This window comes from Candidatus Bathyarchaeota archaeon (genome assembly GCA_030739585.1).
Taxonomy (GTDB): Archaea; Thermoproteota; Bathyarchaeia; order TCS64; family TCS64.
This window is the reverse complement of record JASLYX010000012.1, coordinates 1-22,359: the sequence shown is the minus strand read 5'-3', so window position 1 is coordinate 22,359 and position 22,359 is coordinate 1. Positions and strand designations below refer to the sequence as shown.

The 22,359-nt window shown below is 47.1% G+C and carries 25 protein-coding genes; 11 read left to right on the top strand and 14 right to left on the bottom strand.

What is annotated here, in order from left to right:
- Positions 1 to 550: MFS transporter (locus QGG23_07760; protein ID MDP6049315.1), on the top strand; the 550-nt coding region annotated here is incomplete at its 5' end.
- 485 nt (positions 551 to 1,035) lie between these two features.
- Here the strand turns inward: QGG23_07760 and QGG23_07755 are convergent.
- From QGG23_07755 to QGG23_07740, 4 genes are all read right to left on the bottom strand, one after another.
- Positions 1,036 to 1,923, bottom strand: a complete 888-nt coding sequence (locus QGG23_07755; GenBank protein ID MDP6049314.1) for a hypothetical protein — start codon at positions 1,921 to 1,923, stop codon at positions 1,036 to 1,038.
- Positions 1,924 to 2,321: 398 nt separating this feature from the next.
- Positions 2,322 to 2,870 carry an Hsp20/alpha crystallin family protein gene (locus tag QGG23_07750; GenBank protein MDP6049313.1) on the bottom strand — a complete coding sequence of 183 codons (549 nt, stop codon included), beginning with the start codon at positions 2,868 to 2,870 and terminating at the stop codon, positions 2,322 to 2,324.
- Positions 2,871 to 2,881: 11 nt separating this feature from the next.
- A complete protein-coding gene (locus tag QGG23_07745) occupies positions 2,882 to 3,283 on the bottom strand; it encodes an ArsR family transcriptional regulator (GenBank protein ID MDP6049312.1) in 402 nt (133 codons plus the stop codon).
- 579 nt (positions 3,284 to 3,862) lie between these two features.
- Complete coding sequence (locus QGG23_07740) at positions 3,863 to 4,090, bottom strand: hypothetical protein (GenBank protein MDP6049311.1); 228 nt, start codon at positions 4,088 to 4,090, stop codon at positions 3,863 to 3,865.
- A gap of 116 nt (positions 4,091 to 4,206) precedes the next feature.
- Between QGG23_07740 and QGG23_07735 the strand changes: the two genes are divergently transcribed.
- The gene (locus tag QGG23_07735) at positions 4,207 to 4,512 is read left to right on the top strand and encodes a hypothetical protein (GenBank protein ID MDP6049310.1); all 306 of its coding nucleotides are present in this window, start codon (positions 4,207 to 4,209) and stop codon (positions 4,510 to 4,512) included.
- A 259-nt stretch (positions 4,513 to 4,771) separates the two neighbouring features.
- Here the strand turns inward: QGG23_07735 and QGG23_07730 are convergent, their stop codons facing one another.
- The 3 genes from QGG23_07730 to QGG23_07720 all read right to left on the bottom strand — a co-directional run bounded on the left by QGG23_07730 (position 4,772) and on the right by QGG23_07720 (position 7,162).
- Entirely contained in the window at positions 4,772 to 5,146 is a 375-nt protein-coding gene (locus tag QGG23_07730) for a cyclophilin-like fold protein (GenBank protein ID MDP6049309.1), read from the bottom strand.
- Between the two features lies 1 nt (position 5,147).
- Entirely contained in the window at positions 5,148 to 6,023 is an 876-nt protein-coding gene (locus tag QGG23_07725; GenBank protein ID MDP6049308.1) for a RimK family alpha-L-glutamate ligase, read from the bottom strand.
- 461 nt (positions 6,024 to 6,484) lie between these two features.
- The gene (locus tag QGG23_07720; protein ID MDP6049307.1) at positions 6,485 to 7,162 is read right to left on the bottom strand and encodes a histidine phosphatase family protein; all 678 of its coding nucleotides are present in this window, start codon (positions 7,160 to 7,162) and stop codon (positions 6,485 to 6,487) included.
- Between the two features lie 219 nt (positions 7,163 to 7,381).
- Between QGG23_07720 and QGG23_07715 the strand changes: the two genes are divergently transcribed.
- The gene (locus QGG23_07715; protein ID MDP6049306.1) at positions 7,382 to 7,504 is read left to right on the top strand and encodes a hypothetical protein; all 123 of its coding nucleotides are present in this window, start codon (positions 7,382 to 7,384) and stop codon (positions 7,502 to 7,504) included.
- 351 nt (positions 7,505 to 7,855) lie between these two features.
- Positions 7,856 to 8,269, top strand: coding sequence for a hypothetical protein (locus tag QGG23_07710; protein MDP6049305.1), 414 nt, complete (start codon positions 7,856 to 7,858; stop codon positions 8,267 to 8,269).
- A 238-nt stretch (positions 8,270 to 8,507) separates the two neighbouring features.
- Here QGG23_07710 and QGG23_07705 read toward each other — a convergent pair whose 3' ends face one another.
- Entirely contained in the window at positions 8,508 to 9,146 is a 639-nt protein-coding gene (locus tag QGG23_07705) for a hypothetical protein (protein MDP6049304.1), read from the bottom strand.
- A gap of 175 nt (positions 9,147 to 9,321) precedes the next feature.
- On the opposite strand from QGG23_07705, the gene QGG23_07700 reads away from it, so the two are divergent.
- From QGG23_07700 to QGG23_07690, 3 genes are all read left to right on the top strand, one after another.
- Positions 9,322 to 10,407, top strand: a complete 1,086-nt coding sequence (locus QGG23_07700; GenBank protein MDP6049303.1) for a M20/M25/M40 family metallo-hydrolase — start codon at positions 9,322 to 9,324, stop codon at positions 10,405 to 10,407.
- A 293-nt stretch (positions 10,408 to 10,700) separates the two neighbouring features.
- A complete protein-coding gene (locus QGG23_07695) occupies positions 10,701 to 11,294 on the top strand; it encodes a thioredoxin family protein (GenBank protein MDP6049302.1) in 594 nt (197 codons plus the stop codon).
- A gap of 140 nt (positions 11,295 to 11,434) precedes the next feature.
- Positions 11,435 to 12,664, top strand: a complete 1,230-nt coding sequence (locus QGG23_07690; GenBank protein ID MDP6049301.1) for an MFS transporter — start codon at positions 11,435 to 11,437, stop codon at positions 12,662 to 12,664.
- A 466-nt stretch (positions 12,665 to 13,130) separates the two neighbouring features.
- On the opposite strand, the gene QGG23_07685 is transcribed toward QGG23_07690, so the two are convergent.
- From QGG23_07685 to QGG23_07670, 4 genes are all read right to left on the bottom strand, one after another.
- Entirely contained in the window at positions 13,131 to 14,015 is an 885-nt protein-coding gene (locus QGG23_07685) for a DUF4438 domain-containing protein (GenBank protein MDP6049300.1), read from the bottom strand.
- Positions 14,016 to 14,042: 27 nt separating this feature from the next.
- Positions 14,043 to 14,927 (bottom strand): DUF4438 domain-containing protein, encoded by an 885-nt coding sequence (locus QGG23_07680; protein ID MDP6049299.1) that lies wholly within the window; start codon positions 14,925 to 14,927, stop codon positions 14,043 to 14,045.
- A 259-nt stretch (positions 14,928 to 15,186) separates the two neighbouring features.
- Entirely contained in the window at positions 15,187 to 16,146 is a 960-nt protein-coding gene (argF, locus tag QGG23_07675; protein MDP6049298.1) for an ornithine carbamoyltransferase, read from the bottom strand.
- A 50-nt stretch (positions 16,147 to 16,196) separates the two neighbouring features.
- Positions 16,197 to 17,459, bottom strand: a complete 1,263-nt coding sequence (locus QGG23_07670) for an argininosuccinate synthase (protein MDP6049297.1) — start codon at positions 17,457 to 17,459, stop codon at positions 16,197 to 16,199.
- Positions 17,460 to 17,538: 79 nt separating this feature from the next.
- On the opposite strand from QGG23_07670, the gene QGG23_07665 reads away from it, so the two are divergent.
- The 4 genes from QGG23_07665 to QGG23_07650 all read left to right on the top strand — a co-directional run bounded on the left by QGG23_07665 (position 17,539) and on the right by QGG23_07650 (position 20,481).
- Entirely contained in the window at positions 17,539 to 18,144 is a 606-nt protein-coding gene (locus QGG23_07665) for a hypothetical protein (protein MDP6049296.1), read from the top strand.
- A gap of 59 nt (positions 18,145 to 18,203) precedes the next feature.
- Positions 18,204 to 18,512, top strand: coding sequence for a translation initiation factor (locus QGG23_07660; GenBank protein ID MDP6049295.1), 309 nt, complete (start codon positions 18,204 to 18,206; stop codon positions 18,510 to 18,512).
- Between the two features lie 620 nt (positions 18,513 to 19,132).
- Complete coding sequence (gene radA / locus QGG23_07655; GenBank protein ID MDP6049294.1) at positions 19,133 to 20,110, top strand: DNA repair and recombination protein RadA; 978 nt, start codon at positions 19,133 to 19,135, stop codon at positions 20,108 to 20,110.
- Positions 20,111 to 20,127: 17 nt separating this feature from the next.
- The gene (locus tag QGG23_07650; protein ID MDP6049293.1) at positions 20,128 to 20,481 is read left to right on the top strand and encodes a hypothetical protein; all 354 of its coding nucleotides are present in this window, start codon (positions 20,128 to 20,130) and stop codon (positions 20,479 to 20,481) included.
- Here the strand turns inward: QGG23_07650 and QGG23_07645 are convergent.
- Both QGG23_07645 and QGG23_07640 read right to left on the bottom strand, forming a co-directional pair.
- Positions 20,478 to 20,747 (bottom strand): hypothetical protein, encoded by a 270-nt coding sequence (locus QGG23_07645; protein ID MDP6049292.1) that lies wholly within the window; start codon positions 20,745 to 20,747, stop codon positions 20,478 to 20,480. The genes QGG23_07650 and QGG23_07645 overlap by 4 nt on opposite strands.
- Positions 20,748 to 21,307: 560 nt before the next feature.
- On the bottom strand, positions 21,308 to 22,048 hold the full coding sequence (locus QGG23_07640) for a PAC2 family protein (GenBank protein ID MDP6049291.1): 741 nt from the start codon (positions 22,046 to 22,048) through the stop codon (positions 21,308 to 21,310).
- Positions 22,049 to 22,359 lie beyond the last annotated feature (311 nt).

Genomic DNA, 22,359 nt, shown 5'->3' with positions numbered 1-22,359 from the left:
CCGTTTCATCCTACCACTGTTACTTCTCACTCTCAGCATTTCTATTCTATCCCTTGGGAACATTCAGAACTTTATTCCATTGTTTCTCACGGAAGCCTATGGTGGAACTTTAGTTTGGGCGGGTATCTTAACTAGCGTCATGCACGGCGTTGGCAGCGTAGCATCCCTTCTAGGAGGGGCGGTATCAGATAAGTACGATAAGACTCTGATCATGATGGGTGCGCAACTCGGAATTGCAGTCACCATGATTCTCCTTGGGGTTGGCCAGTTTGCTTCTGCAGTTTTGTTGTTCATCCTCATACTATATGGCGTGGCTCGATACCTCCCGGTGCCGACTCAACATGCCCTATCAAGTGTAACTGCTGCCGGCCATCCTCAGGGTATCGGCTTTTCCTATACAGGCATCGCCCTTGGTCAAGTCTTCTCTGCACCATTGATAGGATACCTTATCGATACCTTGGGAATCCGCACTGCATTCCTAGCATGCAGTGTTTTCCCTGTCATCTCCATTTTGATCCTCCTCGTTTTTAGAAAAACGAGAGGTAATTAGTGCACGTACGAATTTCAGGACCTTTAAAACACCCAAAGTTGAAACAAAAGCACGAACCATCTAACAATAACACCTGTTAACATTCAGAACCAAAACCCGTGAAACATCAGATAAAGATTCGCACATCCGTGGACCCGAGAGGGATCGAAGGAATACGGACTATTTTCCCAGCACACTGGCATTTGTAATTTGGTACTCATGAATAGTTGTAATATGCACAAGTTTTTTCGTGAATCTCTGCTTTTAGGTCTATAGGGTTCAACTCCCTTCTACGCGCTACAACCCAAACCCGCTACTTTGTAGGCTATCGGGAAACTCGTAGACTGGTGGATACTATGGTCGAGTATAAGCTTAGGTTTATCAGGCATTTTAAGTTCTGATTCAATCTATGGGACACTGAATCGATCAAGAATTAATCAGAGATGCTGAATATTGGAACAGACGGAAGATGGTATGCGCGCCTCGTTTAAGCTGTAGAATTGCCCCTAATCAGAGATGAGGTCTTCCATGTTTTCGAGCTTCTGCTTAATCCAAAGTTTGAGTTTCTCTATTTCTGCCTCCCTCATCGTCCAAGTATCAAGGTCGATGTGGGTGGAGATGCTCTCGGCCACCATAAACTTTAGAATATTAGGGTCTAATGCGTCCAGCTCCACTGATTTGTTCCCGTATGCCTCTAGGAAGGCATCAGATCGTGCGTCGCTGGTCTTGACAGGCATCGGGGGGAGATCGTGCTTGGTGATCTGATCTTCTGTGAGAGCAACCCTCTTAACGGTAAAGTTCCCCGCGTCGTATTTGCTCAGTCTATCACTGAGGTCCCTCTCGATGTCAATACCACTTGGATCGAAGTCCCCGAAATAGAGGACTACAATGGGCTTTCCGCCAAGGCGTTTCCTCATGTAGGATGCCATCCTCTGGACGTATGTGAAACTAGGGTAGCCCCGGGTGGGAAATGTGCGTACGGCATATTGGTTTGCGATATCACTTACTAGACGGCTCAGGGCGTCCTTTTCCAGACTCACCAAGAGGTGGTTTGGCTGATCTACCCACATAGGCAGCCGGAACTCCTTGTAGCTTTCCCTTAGTCCCGTTATCCGCCTCTTCAGGAACTCCTCAGCCGATGTGAATCCAGTGTCTCCTCTCCCCAGGATGCGGCGACTCCGATCCTCGAGGCAATTCACAGGGACTTTCCTCTGCTCTCTCGCCTTCACCATAAGGCGACTAAGGCGCTTGTAGCTGTTGATGGTGTTAGGGAAAAGGTGCTTTGAGACGAGGCGGTAGTAGAGCTGGCGGAGGGTGAGGGCTGTGTCGTACTGTTTGAAGACCTCAAGGGCCTCCTCTACGACCTCCTCATAGCTCGGCAGCCCCTTTACCATAATAGATCAACTAGGGTGGGTAATCGTATAAATTAACGGGTAATAACAGATTTGTCAATTTTTTTCAGTGTTCGTTCCAGTGGAAGGAAAAGTGTACATTAACTAAAGTCGCGGGAGCAGGATTTGATCTACCATGTCGTCGATAGAGTCTCCTGAGCCGCACTAGTATCACCCTCTTTAGTTAGCATTGTCAGGGCCTGTTGATGATTCGCTGGAAATACATATTAAATAAACATGAGGCGTCCCTTCGTCTACCCTGAAAAGGCTTCCATACGTGGAGAGCTTCCCTTTGAATATCCAAATAGAAGACACTGAACTCATTACACTGTTAGAAGTTGACTCAAAAGAATTGATTTTTAAGAGGAAAAAAACTGGAAAAAAGGTTGGGATTATAGTCTTTATTCTTTCAGGTCTTCCTTGGGAATTGTGACTTCTAGGACCCCGTTATTATATTCAGTGTTCATCTTGTCAGGGTCGATAATCCAGCGATTGAGTTCAATCTCTGCTTCAAAGTCTCCGGCGTGGAGCCTTAGCATCCCGTCAACGACCTCTAGGTTTATGGCATCCTTATCGACTCCCGGAAGTTCAACATAAAGCCTGAGATGCCCCTTCTCTGCGTAGATGTCAAAGTGAGGCCTCCTAGGACTCCCCGGCTTAGGTCTGGGGGAGGCTATGATATCCTCAGGATCCTTCAGCAGTTCTGGTTGGGTGATCATGCCTCTAAATATGAACCCCCTGACCCCAGGACGGTTGATACGCTCAACGCGCCACTTGCCTTGTGGCGTCTCGGACTGGAACCCCTTCTCTTGATCCCTGAACCTTTGGTTGATGCCTTTGAAGCCTCCTAACGGTTTGAACTGCTCCAAGTCTCCCAAGTCGTCTAGCATTGATTCCATAATCTTTCTTTGGAATGCCTTCATCTCGTTGACTATTTCATCAAAATTCATTCACTTTTCTCCTATAGTCTCTCCATAATCTCCAGCATCCGCCTCATCGCTACACTCATCATGAGGAACTGAGCCTCACCTGTTCGAGTGGGGATATATTTACCGTTCTCAATTTTTTTGATGAGACCAGTGCTCCTCAGGCATTTTGTGGACTCGGAAACCAGCTTAGGGTTCATTCTAAGCTCGTTCATAAGTTCCGTGAATCCTATAGGCCTCTCCATGTCCCTGAAGAAGACCCTCATCATCCGCATCCGTCCGTGGTTGGCGAGGGCGTTGAATGTAGCCTCAAATTTGGCCATATCCCTCTCGACCTTGTCTAGTTCGCGTTTCAGAGAGTGCCTATTCCAAGCTGTTGCCTGGAGAGGTATCTCCCAAAGGATTTTGCCGTCCTCTTCGAGCTTCAGTTTCAGCATTGCTGTAGATCTTCCTTACCATTTGGTAAGTTACTAATTGGTAATTACTAAATGGTAACTTAAATATATTATGGGATTACGAGCGTAGGAAACGCTTGATTATTCATTTGGCATTCCACTTGCGCGATAAACCTAACAAGCTATCTGTAGCACTAACGGGCATTATTAAGCTACAAGAATTGTTCCCTCGGAGCAATAACCAACTGCTATCGCTTGGTGAGTCCCGTCAAGCCCTTCAGGTACTAAAATAACCAGTGGACTTTACGTGGAGGGGAATGAGGAAGTAATCAAAGATAAGCCGGACAAGCAAAGGCTAGAGCGAGGCGAAGACACCACACCGACCGAACGCAGATAAAAGGATCCCCTAAAGGTAAATAGAAATGATCTCATCTATCCCATCAAACGTATAGCAAGCTTAGAGCTCGGGACAGCATATAACCTCATTTTTCTTTTCATCTTTTTTCGTCCATATATCGATTATTTCCCTCGCGTTTTGGTGGATATCCCGAATAAAGACTCAATCTGCTAGGTGGACTGTCCCACGTTCAGACCGTTAATTAAGATTAGACAGGTCAGTGATCAGCTTCTTTTTCTACGCCGGGATAGGAGGATAGTGACGGCGGAAGAGTGAGAGCACCGCCTCCTTGACTGGAACCCTAGACAAGTGCACATCACCTTGCCGTCCCTCTCGACAACGTTGTAAGTCCCATGGTTACCAATCACATTATATCTGTCACCTTCGAGGTGTTCCACCCGGCCGGACGCTAGGAGCTTCAGGGCTTTATCGATCATGACTTCAACGTACAAATCATTCACTAATATATTCAATAAGAGTTATCTAAACATTAGTTCTCTCCGGTTAGACACCTGATGACCCCGCGTCATGTTTATCAGTGACTCTCCTATATTGCATGTGAAACGCCATGCCCAGTAAACGAAGCATGAGGCAGATCGAGAGGCAGCAAAACCGGAAGGAGAAAGGGGAAGAGACCAAGGAAAAGGGGAGATTCAAAAAGACCGTCGGCGCCTTGGACATTCCTGATATGACTAGCGAGGAGCTCATGGAGCAGCTGAAAAAGATGAAGGCCATCACCTCCACCGGTCTCGCGATTCACTATAACCTTAAGGTGAGCACAGCGAATAAACTTCTCTCAGAACTCCTAGAGCAAAAAGCTATCACCCTTGCCTCCAGAAGCCACAACCTCAAGGTCTATACCTTAACACCGTAATGATTTTTTTTATTCCCTTTAACCCTTTCATTTACTGACAATACCCTCACTCCCCCACACTTGGTGCGCTTATTCAAATCTCCAATTTCTCAGGAAAAGTCGTACAGTATCCATAGCAGCTACCAATACCAACGTAAATGCCTTAAGGAAACTTAGGTGACCTCCACGTTGTTCTGAAGGTGTTAATTCCTTGGTTTTGAAGTTATTTCAGGATGAAGTTAAGCTCAGTTCCAATTCGTTAAACAGATCGTAGGTTATACTATATTTTATCGATCCTAATCCTCGTCGCGCCTCTTAGATCATGGAAGAGTTTAATGTTTTCGTAAATAGTCCCTATCTTGTTGACTGGTCCATAAGGTTTCGAGTCCTTAAAATAAACCACCAGGGAGTCCTGCATTGGCCAGTATGCGATGTCTCCTACATTCACCGAGTCCACCGCCTTCTCCGTCCCCCGCCGGATCCCTATGATCATTGAGAGACCCTCTCCTCTGACATGGGCTCTACCACTAAGAGGTAGTTTACCGACGATCGCACCGACGGTAAGGGGAGCTAGGATCCTTATTAACTCACCTCGAGCCACTCCCACGCCCTCCAGGACGATCTTAATCGGAGTCCTAGAAACATTTTCAGCCATCTTAGTTTCCCTTTGCAACGTGTAACACGATCTTCTCTGCTACATCGATACCAGTTACTGCTTTGAGGGCCTGCCAGCCAGGCGATCCGTTAGCTTCCAATACCACCGGGCCACGAGGTGTCTCCATTATGTCTACCCCTGAGTAGATAAGCCCTAGGGCATTAGTGGCTCTAACCCCAAGGGCTAAGATCTCATTGGACACTGGCTCGTCCACCATCTTTCCCCCCTGGGCCACGTTGGTTTTCCACTCCCCGGGCCCCCCATACTTTATGGCTGTGGCAACTACTTCGCCCCCCACAACAAAGACACGGATGTCCCTGCCAGGGTTCTCAAGGTATTCCTGAATGATGAGGGGCATACCCACCCTGCTCAACATCTTAAAGGCGTTGTGGGCGATTTCCGGGTCATCAAATCGGAGGCTCCCCTTTCCCATGCTGCTGAGGATGGGCTTATAGACAGAAACCCCCATCTCCCTGCTCCGCTGGTATGCCATCTCCATGCTCTCTGTGGTGTAAGTGGTCGCGATGGGTAGCCCAGCCTCAGAAAGGGCGTACTGAGTCGAGTACTTGTCCCGGGCCCTCCTTAAGCTATATGTAGGATTCACCACATGGATCCCCGAGAAACTCATGTGTTCGATCATGCTAATGCGCCTCGTAAGCTGCTCACAGGTACCGGGGCCAAAGCTCCGGATAAAGCACACATCTGAATCAGTGATCTCGTTTCGTCCCAGCCAAAACCGGGAAGCCTCGTTGGAGATCTCTGAGGATACGTCCATGATACTTCCCGATGTTACCTCGTGACCTAGACGGGCTGAGGTCTCTTCAAGCTCAAGGCCATTGGCACTCTGTGCTCGGCCATATAGAATTAGGACCTTCATGGGGTGCCCTCGATACTCAACACCCCCGGGTTAATATACTACTCGTTCGGCTCGCGCGCAATGACCCCTAATTCGCGCGCCTATAAATTATGCGCCTTAAAGCTAATGGAGGTAAACTATGACTCATTGACAAAGGAGTAAATATCTATGGGAATATTTTTTACAGTCAATGGTGACGAAATCCGAGATATAGAGTTACTGAGAGTCGATCTCCACGATAGGCCCACTTTGCTCTTGTAGATCGCCCTAACGCGTATCCTAGACATGCGGAACCTGATCTTCGGCTCTCGAGGTCCTTGCAAAAGTCTATGAATCCTGCGCGGTCGGTGGTGTGTTAGAGGGTATCACCTCGAGATTGGTGTGATGTAGATCCCTGACAACAGTGGACCCCGCATCGCTTTCATGCCTCTGTTTATGGGCCCAGAATGATAACTTGCGTTTGCGGATGAATGCTCATTTAATCAAACTTGCCCCTCAGGGAGAGGTAAAATGTTTGTCTCTATAGGGAGACGGGGGACCTGTCCAAGGCTATGAAGGTGTGCTGTATCATTGAGTCTCTCTACTCTCCGCTCATTAAACTGAGTCTCATCGAGGACGCTTAGGCTCGCTGCGGAGGAATGAAAGGTAGTAAAGGAAAGATTGGTTTCCTCAATTCTTAACCACCAGGCAATAATGTTAACTATAGTGCCCCCATGAGAGACGATGAGGGTGGGTCGATCCTCTATAGAATTAATTTTATCCATAAACGCTTTGATCCTACGGTAGAATTTCCTCCACGTCTCTGCCTCCGGATAGGGCTGCCAGTCCATTATAGGGTCCGATGGGCTCCTGTAGAGGTGCTTAACTTCAGCTTTTTTTCTATTTGCTGCTACACCATTATTAAACTCTCTGAGCTCCTGGAAGGGTATCATCTCACGTCCCACCTCCTCAGCAATGATTTCAGCGGTTTGGTGAGCCCTCTTAAGGTCACTACAGTAAAACGCATAATCGACCCCTTTAAGATCTCTTTTGAGCCTAGACGCAATTGCACGCGCTTGGTCTCTGCCGTTCTCAGTAAGGGCCACTTGTGACCAGCCTCCGGTGAGGTCGCTTATCATATGCTCTCCCTCTCCATGACGTATGAGTATTATAGTCTCCATCGTAGTTCCCTTCAAGTTCTCCCGTTAATCCTTACAATGGGGTCATTAGAAGTACCATGTTAATAGCTGATACTAAGTCAAAGGATTTAAAAGGGAGAACTACGCCTGCGTGCCCTGTGTGCAGGTTGCCGTGAGGCATTCTGGACATAACACAAAATAGGAGTGAAAGTATTGGGTTATAGAGAGAGGCGCGGTGGATACGACCGCGGCCCGCGTGAAATGACTAAAATCACGTGCTCTGATTGTGGCCAGGAAGGAGAAGTTCCTTTCAAGCCAACAGAGGGTAGGCCGGTCTACTGCCGTGAGTGCTTTGCTAAGCACAGGCCGCCAAGAAGGTTCTAAATAAGCTCACACGCCGAATGGCGATCATGAGTTAAAGTCGAATCAAGATTGTAATTTTTTTTCTATTTTTCCGAGTCAGTGGCTTCCCTAGATAGTATTACCAATAATAGAGATTAGGACTTCTCAACGAGACTTTTTTTGGCAATTTGGCAGGGCCGAAGTTATTCGGCCAGATTAAATGCCTGTTTACCCCACTCGTCGATTCTAGAAAGTCTCTAAGTATCTTGGTTTTCTTCACTCTGTTCAGTATGGTAAGCCTGGTTTGGTCTGTGATCTTCAGGAGCTGTACAGGTATCTTGTGGATGACTTTGTTGTGGGGTTCTGTCAGGGTTTGAAGGGCGGGATTTCAAGGTGAAGGTTGAGAGTGTAGCCCGGAAGAGGAAGGGTAAACGGGAGTATCTTAACGATGTTGAGACCGGTCGGATGATGGGGAAGCTGGATGAATTCTTCAGGTCTAAGGTGGATATTCCTTTAATCCGGCATGGTAAGAGGCATCGAATCGAGACTTTGATCAACGAGGAGTCCATTCTTTCCTCTCCTCTCTCAGATACTTGGCCAGCAAGAGTGCTTCGCTCGCCCTGCGAGTCTCATACTTGTCTCAGAATAGTGTTAGTACCATGGTTCTGGCGTATAACGTTTAACGGGTTATACATAATCAGCTCTTGTTTGCGATGGTTGGTAGGAGTCTACCAAAGAATCCTGCGCGGATATGAAGATGAGGTCAAGAGGTCTTCAATGAGTTCTAGGACCTCATATAGGGAGTAGAAGGGCGGCTACAATAGCGCGATTGCGATGTTGAATAACTTTGAACTGAGAAGGAGGACTCAGATGTTGCCCTTGATGGAGGCTCCTTGGCCTGTTGGACGTTCAGTTAGCTAATTTTACTAAGAACGGCCTGGTCTTTAAGCTCATCTTTTTGGCCTGTCAGAACCATAGCTGAGGATTAAAAGGATTTCTAAAAAGAAATAGAACCAAATGGCGTAATGAAAATCTGCTTGTAGTTCTACACTTCAAAGAAAAATACGAAAAATGCGAGGACGATGAGGATAAGGCCTGTAATCAGGTTCTCGTTGTGTTTCAGGAAATTCCACTTCATCGTTTCTATCCCCCTCCTACCGAGGGCGACCATAGTGAGGATGCCCCCTAGGGTTGCTACAACATGTATGATTGCGACAAGGGTCAGAATGCCGATTCCATCCGCCCCGGCTATTAAGAAATAACTCCCCATGGGAATGCACGGGGAGAAGAAGAGGGCAGTTGCCATGATGGTGATCACCCGCCCCTTGGATCTGTCATTGAGGTTCGATATGTCCACTCCATGATGGTGCCCATCAGCCCTATAGTTTCTGTAGATGTATACGAGGCCGAGGAAGATGAACATCACAGGTGTAACAACTTCCATTAGTACCTCATTTGATACGGAGAGCTTGAACCCTATAATCCCCATTAGGAGTCCCAGCAGGATTGTACTTACAAGGTGAGGAATGATGATGAGGGTCGCTGCCCAGAAGGTATCCTTCGGGGACCATTTCTCGGCCCTGCTGATAAGGATCAGGGGGAGCCAGTGGTCAGGGAGGATCGCATGGGTTATACTAACGAGGAAAGCACCTGTGAGGATACTAAGCATGTCAACAAGGTTCAATAGAATCCTGATATATATTTTTATATGGATAGGGTTGCGAGGTTGGTCCCATACATATCATCCCTTTGACATCGATAGTGGAAACCCTCTCCTACTTGGTGAAGTTGCAGACCTAGAAACAGACACCACGGGCACAACCAGTAGACTATTGAAGTCATAATGGGAAAAGAAATGCATGTCTCTCAAGTTTCTCAAGAAGACCTTCGTGGAGCTCGTCGGCGTGGACTCCCCCTATGGTTTTGAGGAGCCTATGATCCGACACTTCAAGGAGACAATAGCCTCGTATGTAGATGAGGTGCTAGAGACCTCTCGGGGGAATGTCTTTGGAATCCAGCACGGCAAGGACGATGATGCGCCTACAATTGCCTTAGCGGCCCACATGGATCAGGTGGGCTTTGTCGTCTTCAATATTAATGAAAGAGGCTTCATTAGGTTTAGGAAGGTGGGGGGAGCCTCTAACCGAGCGATCCAGGGGCAGCAGGTCCGTTTAGTCACGGAGAAAGGGCCCGTTCTTGGCGTCATCGGGGTCAAACCTGGGCATGTTACCCCTCCATCCGAGACGAACATAGTCCCTGGGATCCAGGAGATGTACATAGATATAGGCGTCTGGAGCCGGGAAGAAGCCGAGGAGATAGGGGTAAGAGTAGGAACCCCGATAGTGTTCAACGCTAGGCCACTAGAGCTCGCCAACGATCTCATCACAAGCCCAGCTGTGGATGATAAAACTGGGCTTGCAGTGCTCATCGCTGTCGCAAAGTCCCTCAAAGAAGAGGCAGTACCAGCCACAATCTACTATATCGGCACCGTGGAGGAAGAGGGGGGCCTTAGGGGGGCGGCAGTGGCTCTCCACGACCTTGATGTCGACGTTGCGGTGGCAGTGGACACGGCGCCCTCCGGTTGGCAGCCCGATATCAACATGAAGGACATTGTTTATGAGGTGGGAAAAGGGCCAGCCATCCACCTTGGGGAGATGGGGAGAAAAAGCACCTGGATCTACCATCCACGGGTGAGAGGGTGGCTCATCGATTCGGCGGACGCCGAAGGCATCCCATATCAGTCGAGCTTCCAGCTCGGGGGGACAGACGCCTCGGCAATGGCCCAAACCCGGGGAGGCATTCCAACGACGACGGTGGGTATTCCCCGGAGGTATTCCCACAGTCCAGTGGAGACCTTTGATCTCAAAGACATGGATAACCTTGTCAAGATCTTGGTCGCGGCTCTTCGTGGGCTCAAGCCAGGCTTTAATCTGTTAAGAAGTTGAGTTTGAGGCTAATCCTAAGTAATCATCGTGTGATAGATGAAGGTATCGTTGAGAGGAACTGGACTCTAGTAGAGTATGGGTGTATCGTCTTAACTGGGTTCTAGGAACACTTCTGTTGTAGGGTCTCTTCGCTAGCTGAGTGTCCTCTAAGAGTCGCCATATTATAGAGGGGAGAGGAACTCCTTTCTCTCTAAAACTCCCGTATCTCGCCACAGTCAACGTCTGAGGCTAGTTCATTGGGGACCACGCACGGTTATAAGGTAGCGAAGTGGATCAAATGAGAAGTGATCAATTTGGGCAATAGACCTGCATATCTCGATATCAGGAGCGAGTTCTGGCGGGAGCTCTTCAATAAGGCCTTGGAGTACGAGGCGTACCTCGCGGATAACAAATCGGAGCACATCAAGAGATGGCGTGACTCCGAGGCGAGGATCCCAGATCTCAGTAAGAGGCAGTTAAATTGCCTTCGAGGATATAGCCGAAATCTGAACGTCCTGGTCTACAGCGGTATATGGTGTGGGGACTGTTCTCGACAGGGTCCACTACTGAAGGTCATCGCTGATGCCTGCGGAGATGATGTCAAACTCAGGTTCATCGACCGGGAGACCTCCACGGATCTCAAGGACGAGCTCAGGATAGTGGGGGCAACTCGGGTGCCCATTGTAGTGTTTTTTTCAGAGGACTTTTGGGAGATAGCTAGGTTCGGGGAGCGCACCCTCAGCATCTATAGGGCCAAGGCAGCAAGGGATATCGGGAGAAAATTTGACGCCGGGATCCTGAGCCCTAAAGCAAGAGAGAGAGAGCTTGCTGAATGGACAGACATCTTCGAGCGGGTCCTCATTATGCTCCGGCTCTCACCTCCCCTTAGGAAAAAATATGGGGACTAACTAGGATTATTACCGCGGTAATATTTCCAGCTCCATATGGGAGCTGTCTTTTCTGAAAATTCTCAGCGCGCGCGATACAATTTAATAGAAAGAATAGTGCACTATCGTGATTTGCACACGCTGTTGAGATTTAATTCAAAATGATTGAGATCCGTGAGTATCTGGCTCCTTTGAAGGGTAACATCCTAGTCCTAGTGTCAAGTTTAATGATGTGGCATTTCGTTCTCCAGATGGTCTCGCCATATGAAGCCCTGTACATCTTTTCTATAGGGGGTTCGGGTGTGGCTTTGGGTATACTTTCTACCACAAAGACTTTGTTCTCCACCTTTCTCAGGATTCCTGGGGGATATCTTGCGGATAGACGAGGTAGACGTAAGGTTATTGGTATAGCTGCTATCGTCTCCTCTCTGGGATATCTATTCTATGTTTTTGCTCAAAACTGGTTATGGCTGTTGCCGGGTGCTTTTCTTCTTTCCATGGTAGCCCTTTCTGAGCCCGCTGTTGAGGCTATTAAAGCGGATAGCATCAGACCTGAGGAGAGGGGTAGAGGTTATGCTATGTTAAACACAATACCGATGATACCAGCTATGATCGCCCCAGCCATTGGTGGATTATTAATAGCGGAAAGTAATGCTGATTTTGGTATCAGCCTATCGGGTATAAGAAACGCGTACCTAGCACTTTTTGTTGGGGTGGCCATAATGGGCTTGATACGACTCTTCTTTCTAAGGGATATTTACCAGCCTGAAGAAAGTGGTCAAAAATTGGGGCTGAACATGTTTAGGGATGTTTATCAAACGGTGAGCCAGTCACCACCTTCCATTAAGAGACTCATGCTTTTAGGGGGTTTCTTCATGTTCTGTTTTCATGTGGACGATAGTTTTAGGGGGATCTATGCAATAAATGTCGGAGGACTCTCCACGGTGGAGTGGGGACTGATAGTATCCTCGACAATGGTGATATCCTCGTTGGCAGCATTATTGATAGGTTGGGCCGTAGACCGGTATGGTCGGAAGAGAGTTTTCATCCCAGCCGTTTCTTTATTAGGGATTAGCTCCCTGTTATTCATATTCTCCAACAGCTTCCCCATGTTCCTGTTCGCCAGGATTCTCGGCTCCATAGGCAAGTATGGTAGAATGATCGCATTTCAAGTGATCGTAGCAGATTCAATTCCAGTCTCAATCAGAGGCAGGATGATGGGAGTCTACAACATTTTCTCTAGCCTTGGTTCATCGAGTGCGATGATGTTCTCGGGGCTCCTTTACGATGTCTCTCCTGTACTACCTTTCTACACAGCGGTTCTCGCGTATGTCAGTGCAGCTCTGGTAGCAGTAAAATTCTTGCACGAGCCGGATATACAACAACTTTGAGAAGTACTGCACGCGCGACTTTGTTACAATAAAATCCATCAACTCAATCCGAAATAGAATCTTAAACTTCTTCAAAGTTGAAAATCTGATGCTAAACATAGTAGAGTCAAGCAGAGAGCGACGGTCAGTGGTTTCATTCTACGTAAGTAAAGATGTATGGCGCAATCCTCTTCTTATTTTGTTACAATGGAATAATAGATCTTGAAAGGAGAAAAACAATATCCTTCAACAAAACAAAGTTCTTTGTGAAATCTACTAATTGGAGGAACTATCCACAGTTCAGAAGGTTTTCAGTGTTTTCTTTCTTTTCTTAGCCTTAAATTATGATTGATAGGTAACTAAAAATATCATAATTTTGACTAGTTGGTTTTTTTCACATATGGCACGTTCACGCACACTATAATTAACTAAGATCGACTCGCACTATTCAGATGCAAAAAGCTTACATCGATTGAAAAGGGGAGACTTAAATCAGGATTTCGGGTTTCTTTCTCAATCCAAGGTAAAATGCTATATTTGCGTGAAGATCTTTCTTTATTCTCATTCTCCCTGGTAGGGCGCTCAATACGGGATTTATGCCGGGACCATGTCCTGAAGAGTCACTCCAACCGTGGATAACTACTCCGATGGTCATGGCTCCCTCGTAACGTCCACGTCCGTAGGCGCAATAATGATCTTTGATTGCTACTATGTCGCCGAGTCTAATCTCCTGCAATCCATATTTAGCTACATATTCAGGGCACGTGGTCTGGATATCGTAATCGTTGGTCTCCACGCATGGGTCGGATCCGATTCCCGATCCCATCAGGAAGCCGGGAACCTCTTTAGTGACGGGAACAATGAGTTGGCCGCCCTTTTCTGATAATTCCATTTTATGAAGTAGTCGTGGAGATATCTTGTTCACCCTCACATCCTCAAAACCCTCAATCTCTAGCCCAACACCACATGCTCTGATCTGAATTTTATCTAGAAGAGCTAGCTTCTCGAGTACCTCATTTGGGAACCAGACCATATCGTCAGATCCAGCGTGCCTGCCGGTGTATACGCCTTTTGCACCCTTTGCTTCTCCAGAGATTACCTTTGCCTCATTCCCAATGCAAGCGAGGATCGCAAGGGCGCATTCACTGGGGACAGATCTATCCCTACCCTGTATGGTCACTCCAGGCTCAATATGGTCTGCTCCAGCCTGGCCGAAAGCTAGGTCTCCGACCTGGACGGTGTAAGAGATCGATGCGGTACCAACCGATAGTTTCGGTCTTCCATCCCATGTAACGGTGTATCCCCTGCTGGAGGGGGGTTGAATGACGCCTTGGACAGCAGTTATTATTAGACTATCCCTATTGGTTTTCATGGGTAGGCCCTCTCTTTTCATGTTTGTTCATAATCCCAAATAATTGGCTATATTTGCCTCTGAGTCTATCGTCCCCTTTATTCTCCCTGATCTTGTAGACAGGATATTTGTCGCCCCAATTCCTTTTCCAGCGATATCGCTTGGACCACAGCAGACAACACCAATAGTTACTCCGTTCTTATACTGTCCTCTACCGTAATCGCTCTGGACATCTTTTAGGAGTAAAATGTCACCGAAACGGAGTTCGTTGAGTCCATATTTTTTGATGTCAGGCGGAAAACACGTTTGAATTGACCAGTTTCCTTGCTCTGACGGCCTTTCACCTGCTCCCTGCGAGATCAGAAAATTAGGGATCTCCTTAACTACAGGAACAACTAGTTTTTCATCCTCCTCATAGACACCCATTTTGTCCAACAAATTTGGGGAAAGGCTCAACAACCGGACATCTTCATAGCCCATGATATGTAGACCCACGCCACAAGCCTTCACCTGAATCTTATCGCCAATAGCCAATACATCTAGCACTTCCTCCTCAAAGTGCAATTGCACGTGGTGTGCTCCACGTTGTTGGAACGCCCGGAGGCCATGCTTCCCAATCACAATCCCTTTTTCACCTTTACCCTCCCCACTTAGGACCCGAGCCTCGTTGCCTATACACGAGTATAGCCGGTACCCCAATATCCAAGCATCTTTTCCTGTACCATCAGTCGATACGCCTGGTTCCGCCCTGTCGCCGTTAGCCCAACCGAAGACCTTCTCGCCGATCTTAAGGTTATAATTAATTCCCCCTACTCCAATAGCCATCTTTGGTTTACCATCCCATGTGACCCAATAATTCCTCAAAGGTATGGCTGGAACAATCTCTCCCTGAACAGCGAATTCGATTATGCTTTTTTTATTCGATGCAACCACTGAAACACCACGATCAGTTGACCGTTACTTTGTATTAAAAATGGTACGCTAAAGAGATTTTTTTTCTGATCATGCACACACACGACACCAAGATTTCCTCTTCACCCAATCCTCAGTGAATACCCTTTAATCGCGCTGTTACTTTTGTATTTGGGCTTGCGCAAGGTTCCCTATATTCACGTCATATCCTCCTCGATAGGTTTTGGCGCTCCTTTTTGTTAAAAGAACAGGTATTTCTGGATAGAAAATATTTGGAATGTTACTGATCAGATAGTAGCCAAAGTAGTAGTCCATTTTGAGCGTGCATTCTGTTTCCAGCTTGCTCAAAGACCACAGAATATGGACTGTCCATTATCTCATCGGTAATCTCATAGCCTCTGTGGGCTGGTAGGCAATGCATGACTATTGGATCCTTGGATAAGTCAACTTTGTCTTTAGATCGCTTTACGCTACAGTCTGGCTGTGCCTTCTTGAGGAGTTCCAAGTCCACCTGGAACGGGGGGAAAGCCTTCATGCGCAATTTCGCTTCCTCTTCCATCCCTGCGCTAATCCAGACATCAGTGTAAAGGATGTCTGCCCCAACGACGCCTATATCAGAGTTGTGTGAGACCTCAACTTCTCCTCCGGAGTGATCCTTGATTTTCCTTAGAATTTCAGGGCTCGGGCTATACTTAGGATTTTCAGGGCAGACAACTGTAACCTCCATACCAACGCTGCTGCAACCGATCATAGTGGAAGCGGCAGTATTACATCCCCCGTCTCCCACGTAAGCGATCTTTAGACCTGCTAACTTTCCCTTATATTCCTGGATGGTTAGGAGGTCGGCCAGGTTTTGGCACGGATGATAAGTTTCAGTCATTCCATTAATGATGGGTATGGTGGCAGCTGCTCCGATCCGCTCTACTGCATCCTGCTTCAGGGCCCGGATCATAACAGCGTCCACGTACTTATTCAGGTTCTTAACTCCGTCCTCTAGTGTCTCGCTCCTTGTAAACTTGCCTCCTTCAATACTATAGAAGATCGCGTGACCCCCTAACCGATTCATCCCTGCCTCAAAGCTGATCCGAGTCCTCAGGGATGCCAACTCGAAGAGCATAATAAGCGTCTTGTTTTTCATGGAGTCTCCATATTTCCCTGGGTTAGCTTTGATCCTGGTGGAGAGATCTAATATCTCATGGACCTGCTCCTTATTCAGGTCAAAATCCGATAAAAGATTCATACAATCACCATCTAAAAGAGACATTCATTTAGAAAAATAAGAGGGGTGGATCATTTGTCCCCGATCGGCACTGAGACCACTCTCTTCTTGAGCTCATTGATTCCTTTGGCTTCGATCTTCCGCTTCAGGTTCCAAGCTGAGACACTAGGAAGCCCCCAAAGGTTGATGAACCCCACTGCATCTCCCTGGTCATAATGGGTGTTTATATCAAAGCTCGCTAGGTTGTAGTCGTATAGGCTGAGGGGTGACACCCGGGCTACAGGCTTTGCCCTGCCCTTGAATAGCTCCATAGTCACCTCTCCGGTGACGTTCCGCTGCGTGCTATCAATAAACGCGTCTAAATCCTCCTTGAAAGGGTCAATCCAGAGCCCCTGGTAGACGATGTTAGCCCAGGTGTGATCTATTTGGAATTTAAATGATTTCTGGTGCTTGGTAAGAACCATTTTCTCCAGATCATGGTGGGCAGCTAGGATGATCTCAGCTGCGGGAGTCTCGTAGGTCTCCATAGTCTTTAGGCCCACTACGCGGTCCTCCATGTGCTCAATCCTACCGATGCCGTGCTCTCCGCCCTTTATGTTAAGAAGTAAGAGAATCTCCACTGGGCCCATATTCTCACCGTTTATACTGGAAGGCACGCCCTTGTGGAAACCGATCTTTACATACTCTGCTTTATTAGGGGCCTCCTCGACGTCAACGGTCCACTCCCAGACCCCCTCGTCCGGAACCATCTGGTCAGGGTGCTCTAGGATACCGCCCTCGATGCTCCTTCCCCATAGGTTTTGGTCCACACTGTAGGGGTTGTCCACCGTTACAGGGATAGGGATCCCATGCTCCTTAGCCCACGCGATCTGGCCGTTCCTATCAAATTTCCACTCCCTAACGGGTGCAATGATCTGGAGGTGGGGATTCATCGCCTTGAACGTGAGGTCAAATCTGACCTGGTCATTCCCTTTCCCTGTGCACCCATGTGCTACCGCGTCTGCGTCCTCTATCTCAGCCACCTCAACCACTTTCTTGGCGATAAGGGGCCTACTAATGCTGCTGCTTACAGGATAGGTGCCCATGTAAAGGGCATTGGCCTTTATGGCAGGAAAAACGTACTCCCTAGCAAACTCCTCCTTCGCGTCGAAGGTATAGTGGTTAAGAACTCCGAGAGCCCAGGCCTTCTCCTCAACTACCTTTAGGTCCTTTTGCTGCCCCACATCCAGAATGCAGCTGATAACGTCCATCTTGTACTCCTCCTGAATCCACTTTAACATCATGGAGGTATCTAGTCCGCCCGAATAAGCTAGAACGACTTTCTTCTTGACCATTATTCATGTAACTCCAATTTTGGAATGGGAATTAGCACTATGGCAAAGTTATAAATTTTACGACATGAGTGTTGCATTTATGAATAAAGATGGCTCAACTGGGACAAAGTCGGTGGCTCAGGTAGTCAGGGAGACCATACGGATGAGACCCTCCGTAATGGACGCTCTGAAGTTGCAGATAGTCAACTACTCTGCCCTAGCCCGAATACTCCAATCTGAAATTGAGGAGGGGAGCCTGGAGGCCATTAAAGCAGCCATCATCAGAGTAAGTGAGGAACTGGAATCAGAGACCTGGCTCCAGGAGGAAAAAATCCGGAACATCCTAAAGGACTCAGTAGTGAGACTCCAGGACAAGATCTCTGTCATCATCTCCCCTGATGAGTTAGACATCCCTTACATCGTCACGGCATATCTCACCGATAGCTACGTTTACATGATTGACCAGACGGTCCTAAAAACGGAGATTCCCGACCATGTCCAGGAGGCTAAAAACTTGGTAGCCCTCATCCTCATCAGCCCGGAGATTGTGGAGACCACCCCGGGATTTGTCGCCTTTATCACCAACCTCCTCGCTAGTAGGGAAATCAACATCATCGAGTTTATTAGCTGTTCCACCAATACCGTCATCGTTCTGGACGCTACGGACGCCCTAAATGCCTTTTCTCTCCTCCAGAACTTCATATAAAACATAGGATTCGCCTTTAAGAGAAAGCTTTAGTACAGAGGATGGTTTATTGGATATTAATGGCGGAAATTTGCCCCGTCTGTGGTTTGCCAACAGATCTTTGCGTTTGTGAGGAAATGAGCAAAGAGGCCCAGCGGATACGGATTCGGATAGAGCTTCGGAAATGGGGAAAGAAATACACCGTTGTCGACGGTATTGACTCCAAGGAAGTGCGACTACCTAAACTTGCGGCTACCTTAAAGTCGAAGTGTGCCTGCGGTGGATCGGCTAAGAACGAGCAGATCCTTTTACAGGGAGATCACAGGGAGATCGTAAAAACCGTGCTGGTGGGCATGGGATTTCCTTTGGAGAATATCGAGGTGCAATAAACTGAACCGTTCATATCATACCCCAGTTCAAATTAAAAGACTGTATAACTCAATTGGATGGTAATTTGAGAACGTTTCTAAATTCGTATTGGGTTTTATCATGTGAGGCTTATTAAATGGGTGATTTGAGGTTTATAACCCAATAGTTGAACAGAAACATGTCAATAAAAAAAGGCACTTTTAATATACAATATAATAATTTTATTGAGAAAAATGGCTTGGGCATTCACTCGAGGTAGTTATGTGAGATATAAAAACAATGGGGTCCAAACAATTCGACATAGCGAGCTCAAATCGAGTGGAAATCCCAAAAGGATTAATTGACATCCTTAAACAGATCAAGCACAAGAGACCTCAACCCAAAATTTGTCCTAGCTGTATGAGCTCTAATATTTTTCCACAAAAGTCATACGGTATATTCCCTACAATATACAGTTGCAGGGATTGCGACTACAAAGGAAATATCGTACTTGAAATAGATCTCGGAAAGCAGGAATGAGATCTCTAAATCCCAATGCGGGATAAACCCATTCTATATCTAAGAAACTAGATAATCTTCGAAAATAGACTCGTAATCAGGGAGTTTAAATAACATCTAGAAGCTAACGAACTTGGATCACATGAGTTCGGAGCAGACGGAGTACTATAAGGCAAAATACCAGACCCTAAAGGACCTTCCGGGTGTGGGCCCCAGCACGGCATCCAAACTCAAGGAGATTGGTTTCAGGACAGTAGAAGCGGTAGCAACAGCGACGATCCACGAGATGGTCTCAGCTGGAATCGGGGAGACCACCGCGGATAAGGTTATCTCATCTGCAAGGAAGTCCATGGCCATTACCTTTGTCCGGGGAGACGAGCTCGTCAAAATCCGGAGTTCAATCGGTCATCTTACCTCGGGATGTCCCAGCCTCGACTACCTTCTTGGTGGGGGCATCGAGTCCCAATCCATTACGGAGTTCTACGGAGAGTTCGGGACAGGAAAGTCCCAGATCTGCCAGCAGCTTTGCCTCACGGTCCAGCTCCCCTACGATCAAGGGGGCCTTGAGGGGGGCGCCCTCTACATTGATACTGAGAACACGTTCCGCCCTGAGAGGATTACCCAGATGGCCCCCATGTTTAACCTTGATCCTGATGAGGCACTGCGGAAGATCATCTTCGCCGAGGCGTACACATCGAACCACCAAACGGTGCTCTTGGAAAACGCCGATGAGGTCATCAAGGAGAACGAAATACGCCTTATCGTGGTGGACAGCGTCACGAGTCATTTCAGGAGTGAGTACCTAGGGAGAGAGATGCTGGCTCAGAGGCAGCAAGAACTCAACAAGCACCTACATAAACTCATTAGGCTCTCTAGGGCGTTCAACACCGCCGTTGTGGTCACCAACCAGGTGATGGCTCAGCCCGACGCGTTCTTCGCGAAAGCCGTCCAACCAGTCGGGGGGCACATCATGGGCCACACGAGCCACACCAGAGTATTCCTGCGGAAGGGACGAAACAACTTAAGGATCGCAAAGCTGGTGGTGAGCCCCTTCCTTCCGGAGGGGGAGATGCCGTTCAGGATCACGGAGAGAGGCGTGGAGGGAGACAAAGATTATTAGAAAAGGAAAAATTATCGATGTCAACAAAAAAAGTTAGTTACGATATTATCTCCTTCTTTGACAACCTCAAAGAGCGAAAGTTCTCTGAAGCCTCCAAGGCGATCAAATCCCTCAGAAAGAAGCGGTTCGGGGGCGCAGAGTACCAGAATGGGTATATCAAGGCGTTTGATGGCATCCTCACAAGTATCCGAACCGGTGATAGCCGTGACTTCCTTAATCGCGCACCTTTTGACCCCCAGAACATGATACGATATCTAAATGGATTCAGAGGCTATATCAAAGGTAATACCCATTCCCAGTTTGACGTGGGCTACTTTATGGCCTGGTCAGACTTTATTCAGTACCGTCTGGACACAGAGAATTCTTCCTAACCCATCGTCTGGAATATGGTGAAGAAGAGGACCCACGATGTTATCCATGTGAAGAAAAAAGCACCCACACCTATCTTAAGGCCCCGGGTTCTCTCGACTCCATTCCTGTTGGAGAGGACGTCCGAAAGACCCAAAAAGATTATAGCACCGAGTAAAAAAGTGCTCTCTCCCCTGAGCGGAAAGAAAACTTGCAATATCGAGGTGATTATAGCCACGCCAACGGCTGCAATCACTTTAATCCACCAGATCGTTTCAGAGACTTTCATTCAATCTCGTCCCAGGATATCATCTCATAGTTTGATAATCGATATATAAGTGATTACCCGAAATGAATTTTTATTCTTAAGGGAACACATGCACGTTGCTTTAAAAGGGATATTTTAACATTAGACGTATTTCTCTATTTGAAAATTGAAATACATCTTGAGTTCTGGCTTTTCGCGACTAGAAAAAGGAGAGGGAATACGAGTTAATATCCTCTAAGCTATGGGTAATGAAATTACACAGCTCATTTATTTCGAACCTTTAGGGTAATTTGAGGAAAGATACTAAGTTATGTTAATTATGTGGTCCCCGGCTGGAATTCCATTAACATTTCATAGTAAGTGCGACTCTGCCATTTTGTAGGAGCAGTTCTTCTCAGCCTTCTCCAAACCCAGCGGGCGTGTATAAACAACAATGAGAAATATCTAGGGATAGAGTTCTTCTATACTATTGAGTCAGACCTTCATTCAGAACAGAAATTATCCGTCTAGTTCTAGTCATTCAAAAAAAATATTTGAGGTAGTCGGGATCTAATCTAGTTAAAAAAAAGGTTTCGACCTTTTTAACTGATATATCGTATGTTCTTCTCATCGTTCCTCTCATATTCTGCGTAGTTCTCGTGCTCCCCTAGGCTCATGCGAATAGAGGCGTTGATCTTCTCGGCCCGCTTTATGAGTTGGGAGGTGTCCAAATCGAACTCTAGGAGGGCGGATAACTTGTCCAGAACTGCTTTGGATGAAAGATGTTGAGGGATGTTAGTATATTTTATCTCTCCCATAAGACAAACGCCATCGATGCCCCGGTTCTTTGCGATCCCTATGATAATGCCATTGAGGCCGTTCACAGCCCCTTCTCCCTCAAGAAATTCAATACCGTAGGCCTCGAGGCGTTCCTTCAGCTTTCTATTATTGTATACGCCGTAGACTTTTGGGGTATCAGGATAATCACTGGGATATGCTGCCATAGTATAAATCATCTTAACATTGTACTTTTCAGCAATGTCAATGACCTGCTCGGCGAGGTTGATTGCCTCCTTTGGTGAGGAGGGCTGGGAGTCCCCCACACATATGATGAGGTTCTTATCCGGAACACAAAAGAATCTGTGCCTCACTGAGAGGAGCTTTGCGAGACTGTCTTTATAGATGGTTACGTTCTGGGGACATCGAATCTCTACAAACTTATCCGCCTCTAGGCGGCAGCGGAGAAAGTCTGCCGAGATCTTTGCCAGGAATCCCATTCCTGGCCACGCCGCAATCATTATGGGTTCCTTGAGTTGAGGTTCCGAGATGACATCAATATCCATGGGACTCGCTTTATGTTTGACCAAGTTTCCATTAAACCTTTTGTCGCGTGCACTCAGGTATTTGTTGTCTAATCGTATCCAAAAGGAGAATTAAAGGTATTGATGCAAACCTAAGGTTATTTCCAAATGGTAATTTAGTCGATCAATACAACGTGTGAATGTCTCAGGTTTTTGGGATGATATTTAAACGCATGAGATAAAACATAAATAAGATTTTCGGTGGTCTGCGCATGAATTTGCTCTTTCTTTGCAACAAAATCATCATAACTAAATTTTGAGGCGTATAGTCGAAACGGAAGATGGCTTAACCT

What these genes read in the sequence shown, in the direction of transcription:
- QGG23_07755 (MDP6049314.1), bottom strand. Translation starts at nt 1,923, where the DNA reads ATGGTAAAGGGGCTGCCGAGCTATGAGGAGGTCGTAGAGGAGGCCCTT.
- QGG23_07750 (MDP6049313.1), bottom strand. Translation starts at nt 2,870, where the DNA reads ATGAATTTTGATGAAATAGTCAACGAGATGAAGGCATTCCAAAGAAAG.
- QGG23_07745 (MDP6049312.1), bottom strand. Translation starts at nt 3,283, where the DNA reads ATGCTGAAACTGAAGCTCGAAGAGGACGGCAAAATCCTTTGGGAGATA.
- QGG23_07735 (MDP6049310.1), top strand. Translation starts at nt 4,207, where the DNA reads ATGCCCAGTAAACGAAGCATGAGGCAGATCGAGAGGCAGCAAAACCGG.
- QGG23_07730 (MDP6049309.1), bottom strand. Translation starts at nt 5,146, where the DNA reads ATGGCTGAAAATGTTTCTAGGACTCCGATTAAGATCGTCCTGGAGGGC.
- QGG23_07725 (MDP6049308.1), bottom strand. Translation starts at nt 6,023, where the DNA reads ATGAAGGTCCTAATTCTATATGGCCGAGCACAGAGTGCCAATGGCCTT.
- QGG23_07720 (MDP6049307.1), bottom strand. Translation starts at nt 7,162, where the DNA reads ATGGAGACTATAATACTCATACGTCATGGAGAGGGAGAGCATATGATA.
- QGG23_07715 (MDP6049306.1), top strand. Translation starts at nt 7,382, where the DNA reads ATGACTAAAATCACGTGCTCTGATTGTGGCCAGGAAGGAGAAGTTCCT.
- QGG23_07700 (MDP6049303.1), top strand. Translation starts at nt 9,322, where the DNA reads ATGTCTCTCAAGTTTCTCAAGAAGACCTTCGTGGAGCTCGTCGGCGTG.
- QGG23_07690 (MDP6049301.1), top strand. Translation starts at nt 11,435, where the DNA reads ATGATTGAGATCCGTGAGTATCTGGCTCCTTTGAAGGGTAACATCCTA.
- QGG23_07685 (MDP6049300.1), bottom strand. Translation starts at nt 14,015, where the DNA reads ATGAAAACCAATAGGGATAGTCTAATAATAACTGCTGTCCAAGGCGTC.
- argF (MDP6049298.1), bottom strand. Translation starts at nt 16,146, where the DNA reads ATGAATCTTTTATCGGATTTTGACCTGAATAAGGAGCAGGTCCATGAG.
- QGG23_07670 (MDP6049297.1), bottom strand. Translation starts at nt 17,459, where the DNA reads ATGGTCAAGAAGAAAGTCGTTCTAGCTTATTCGGGCGGACTAGATACC.
- QGG23_07665 (MDP6049296.1), top strand. Translation starts at nt 17,539, where the DNA reads ATGAATAAAGATGGCTCAACTGGGACAAAGTCGGTGGCTCAGGTAGTC.
- QGG23_07660 (MDP6049295.1), top strand. Translation starts at nt 18,204, where the DNA reads ATGGCGGAAATTTGCCCCGTCTGTGGTTTGCCAACAGATCTTTGCGTT.
- radA (MDP6049294.1), top strand. Translation starts at nt 19,133, where the DNA reads ATGAGTTCGGAGCAGACGGAGTACTATAAGGCAAAATACCAGACCCTA.
- QGG23_07650 (MDP6049293.1), top strand. Translation starts at nt 20,128, where the DNA reads ATGTCAACAAAAAAAGTTAGTTACGATATTATCTCCTTCTTTGACAAC.
- QGG23_07645 (MDP6049292.1), bottom strand. Translation starts at nt 20,747, where the DNA reads ATGAAAGTCTCTGAAACGATCTGGTGGATTAAAGTGATTGCAGCCGTT.
- QGG23_07640 (MDP6049291.1), bottom strand. Translation starts at nt 22,048, where the DNA reads ATGGATATTGATGTCATCTCGGAACCTCAACTCAAGGAACCCATAATG.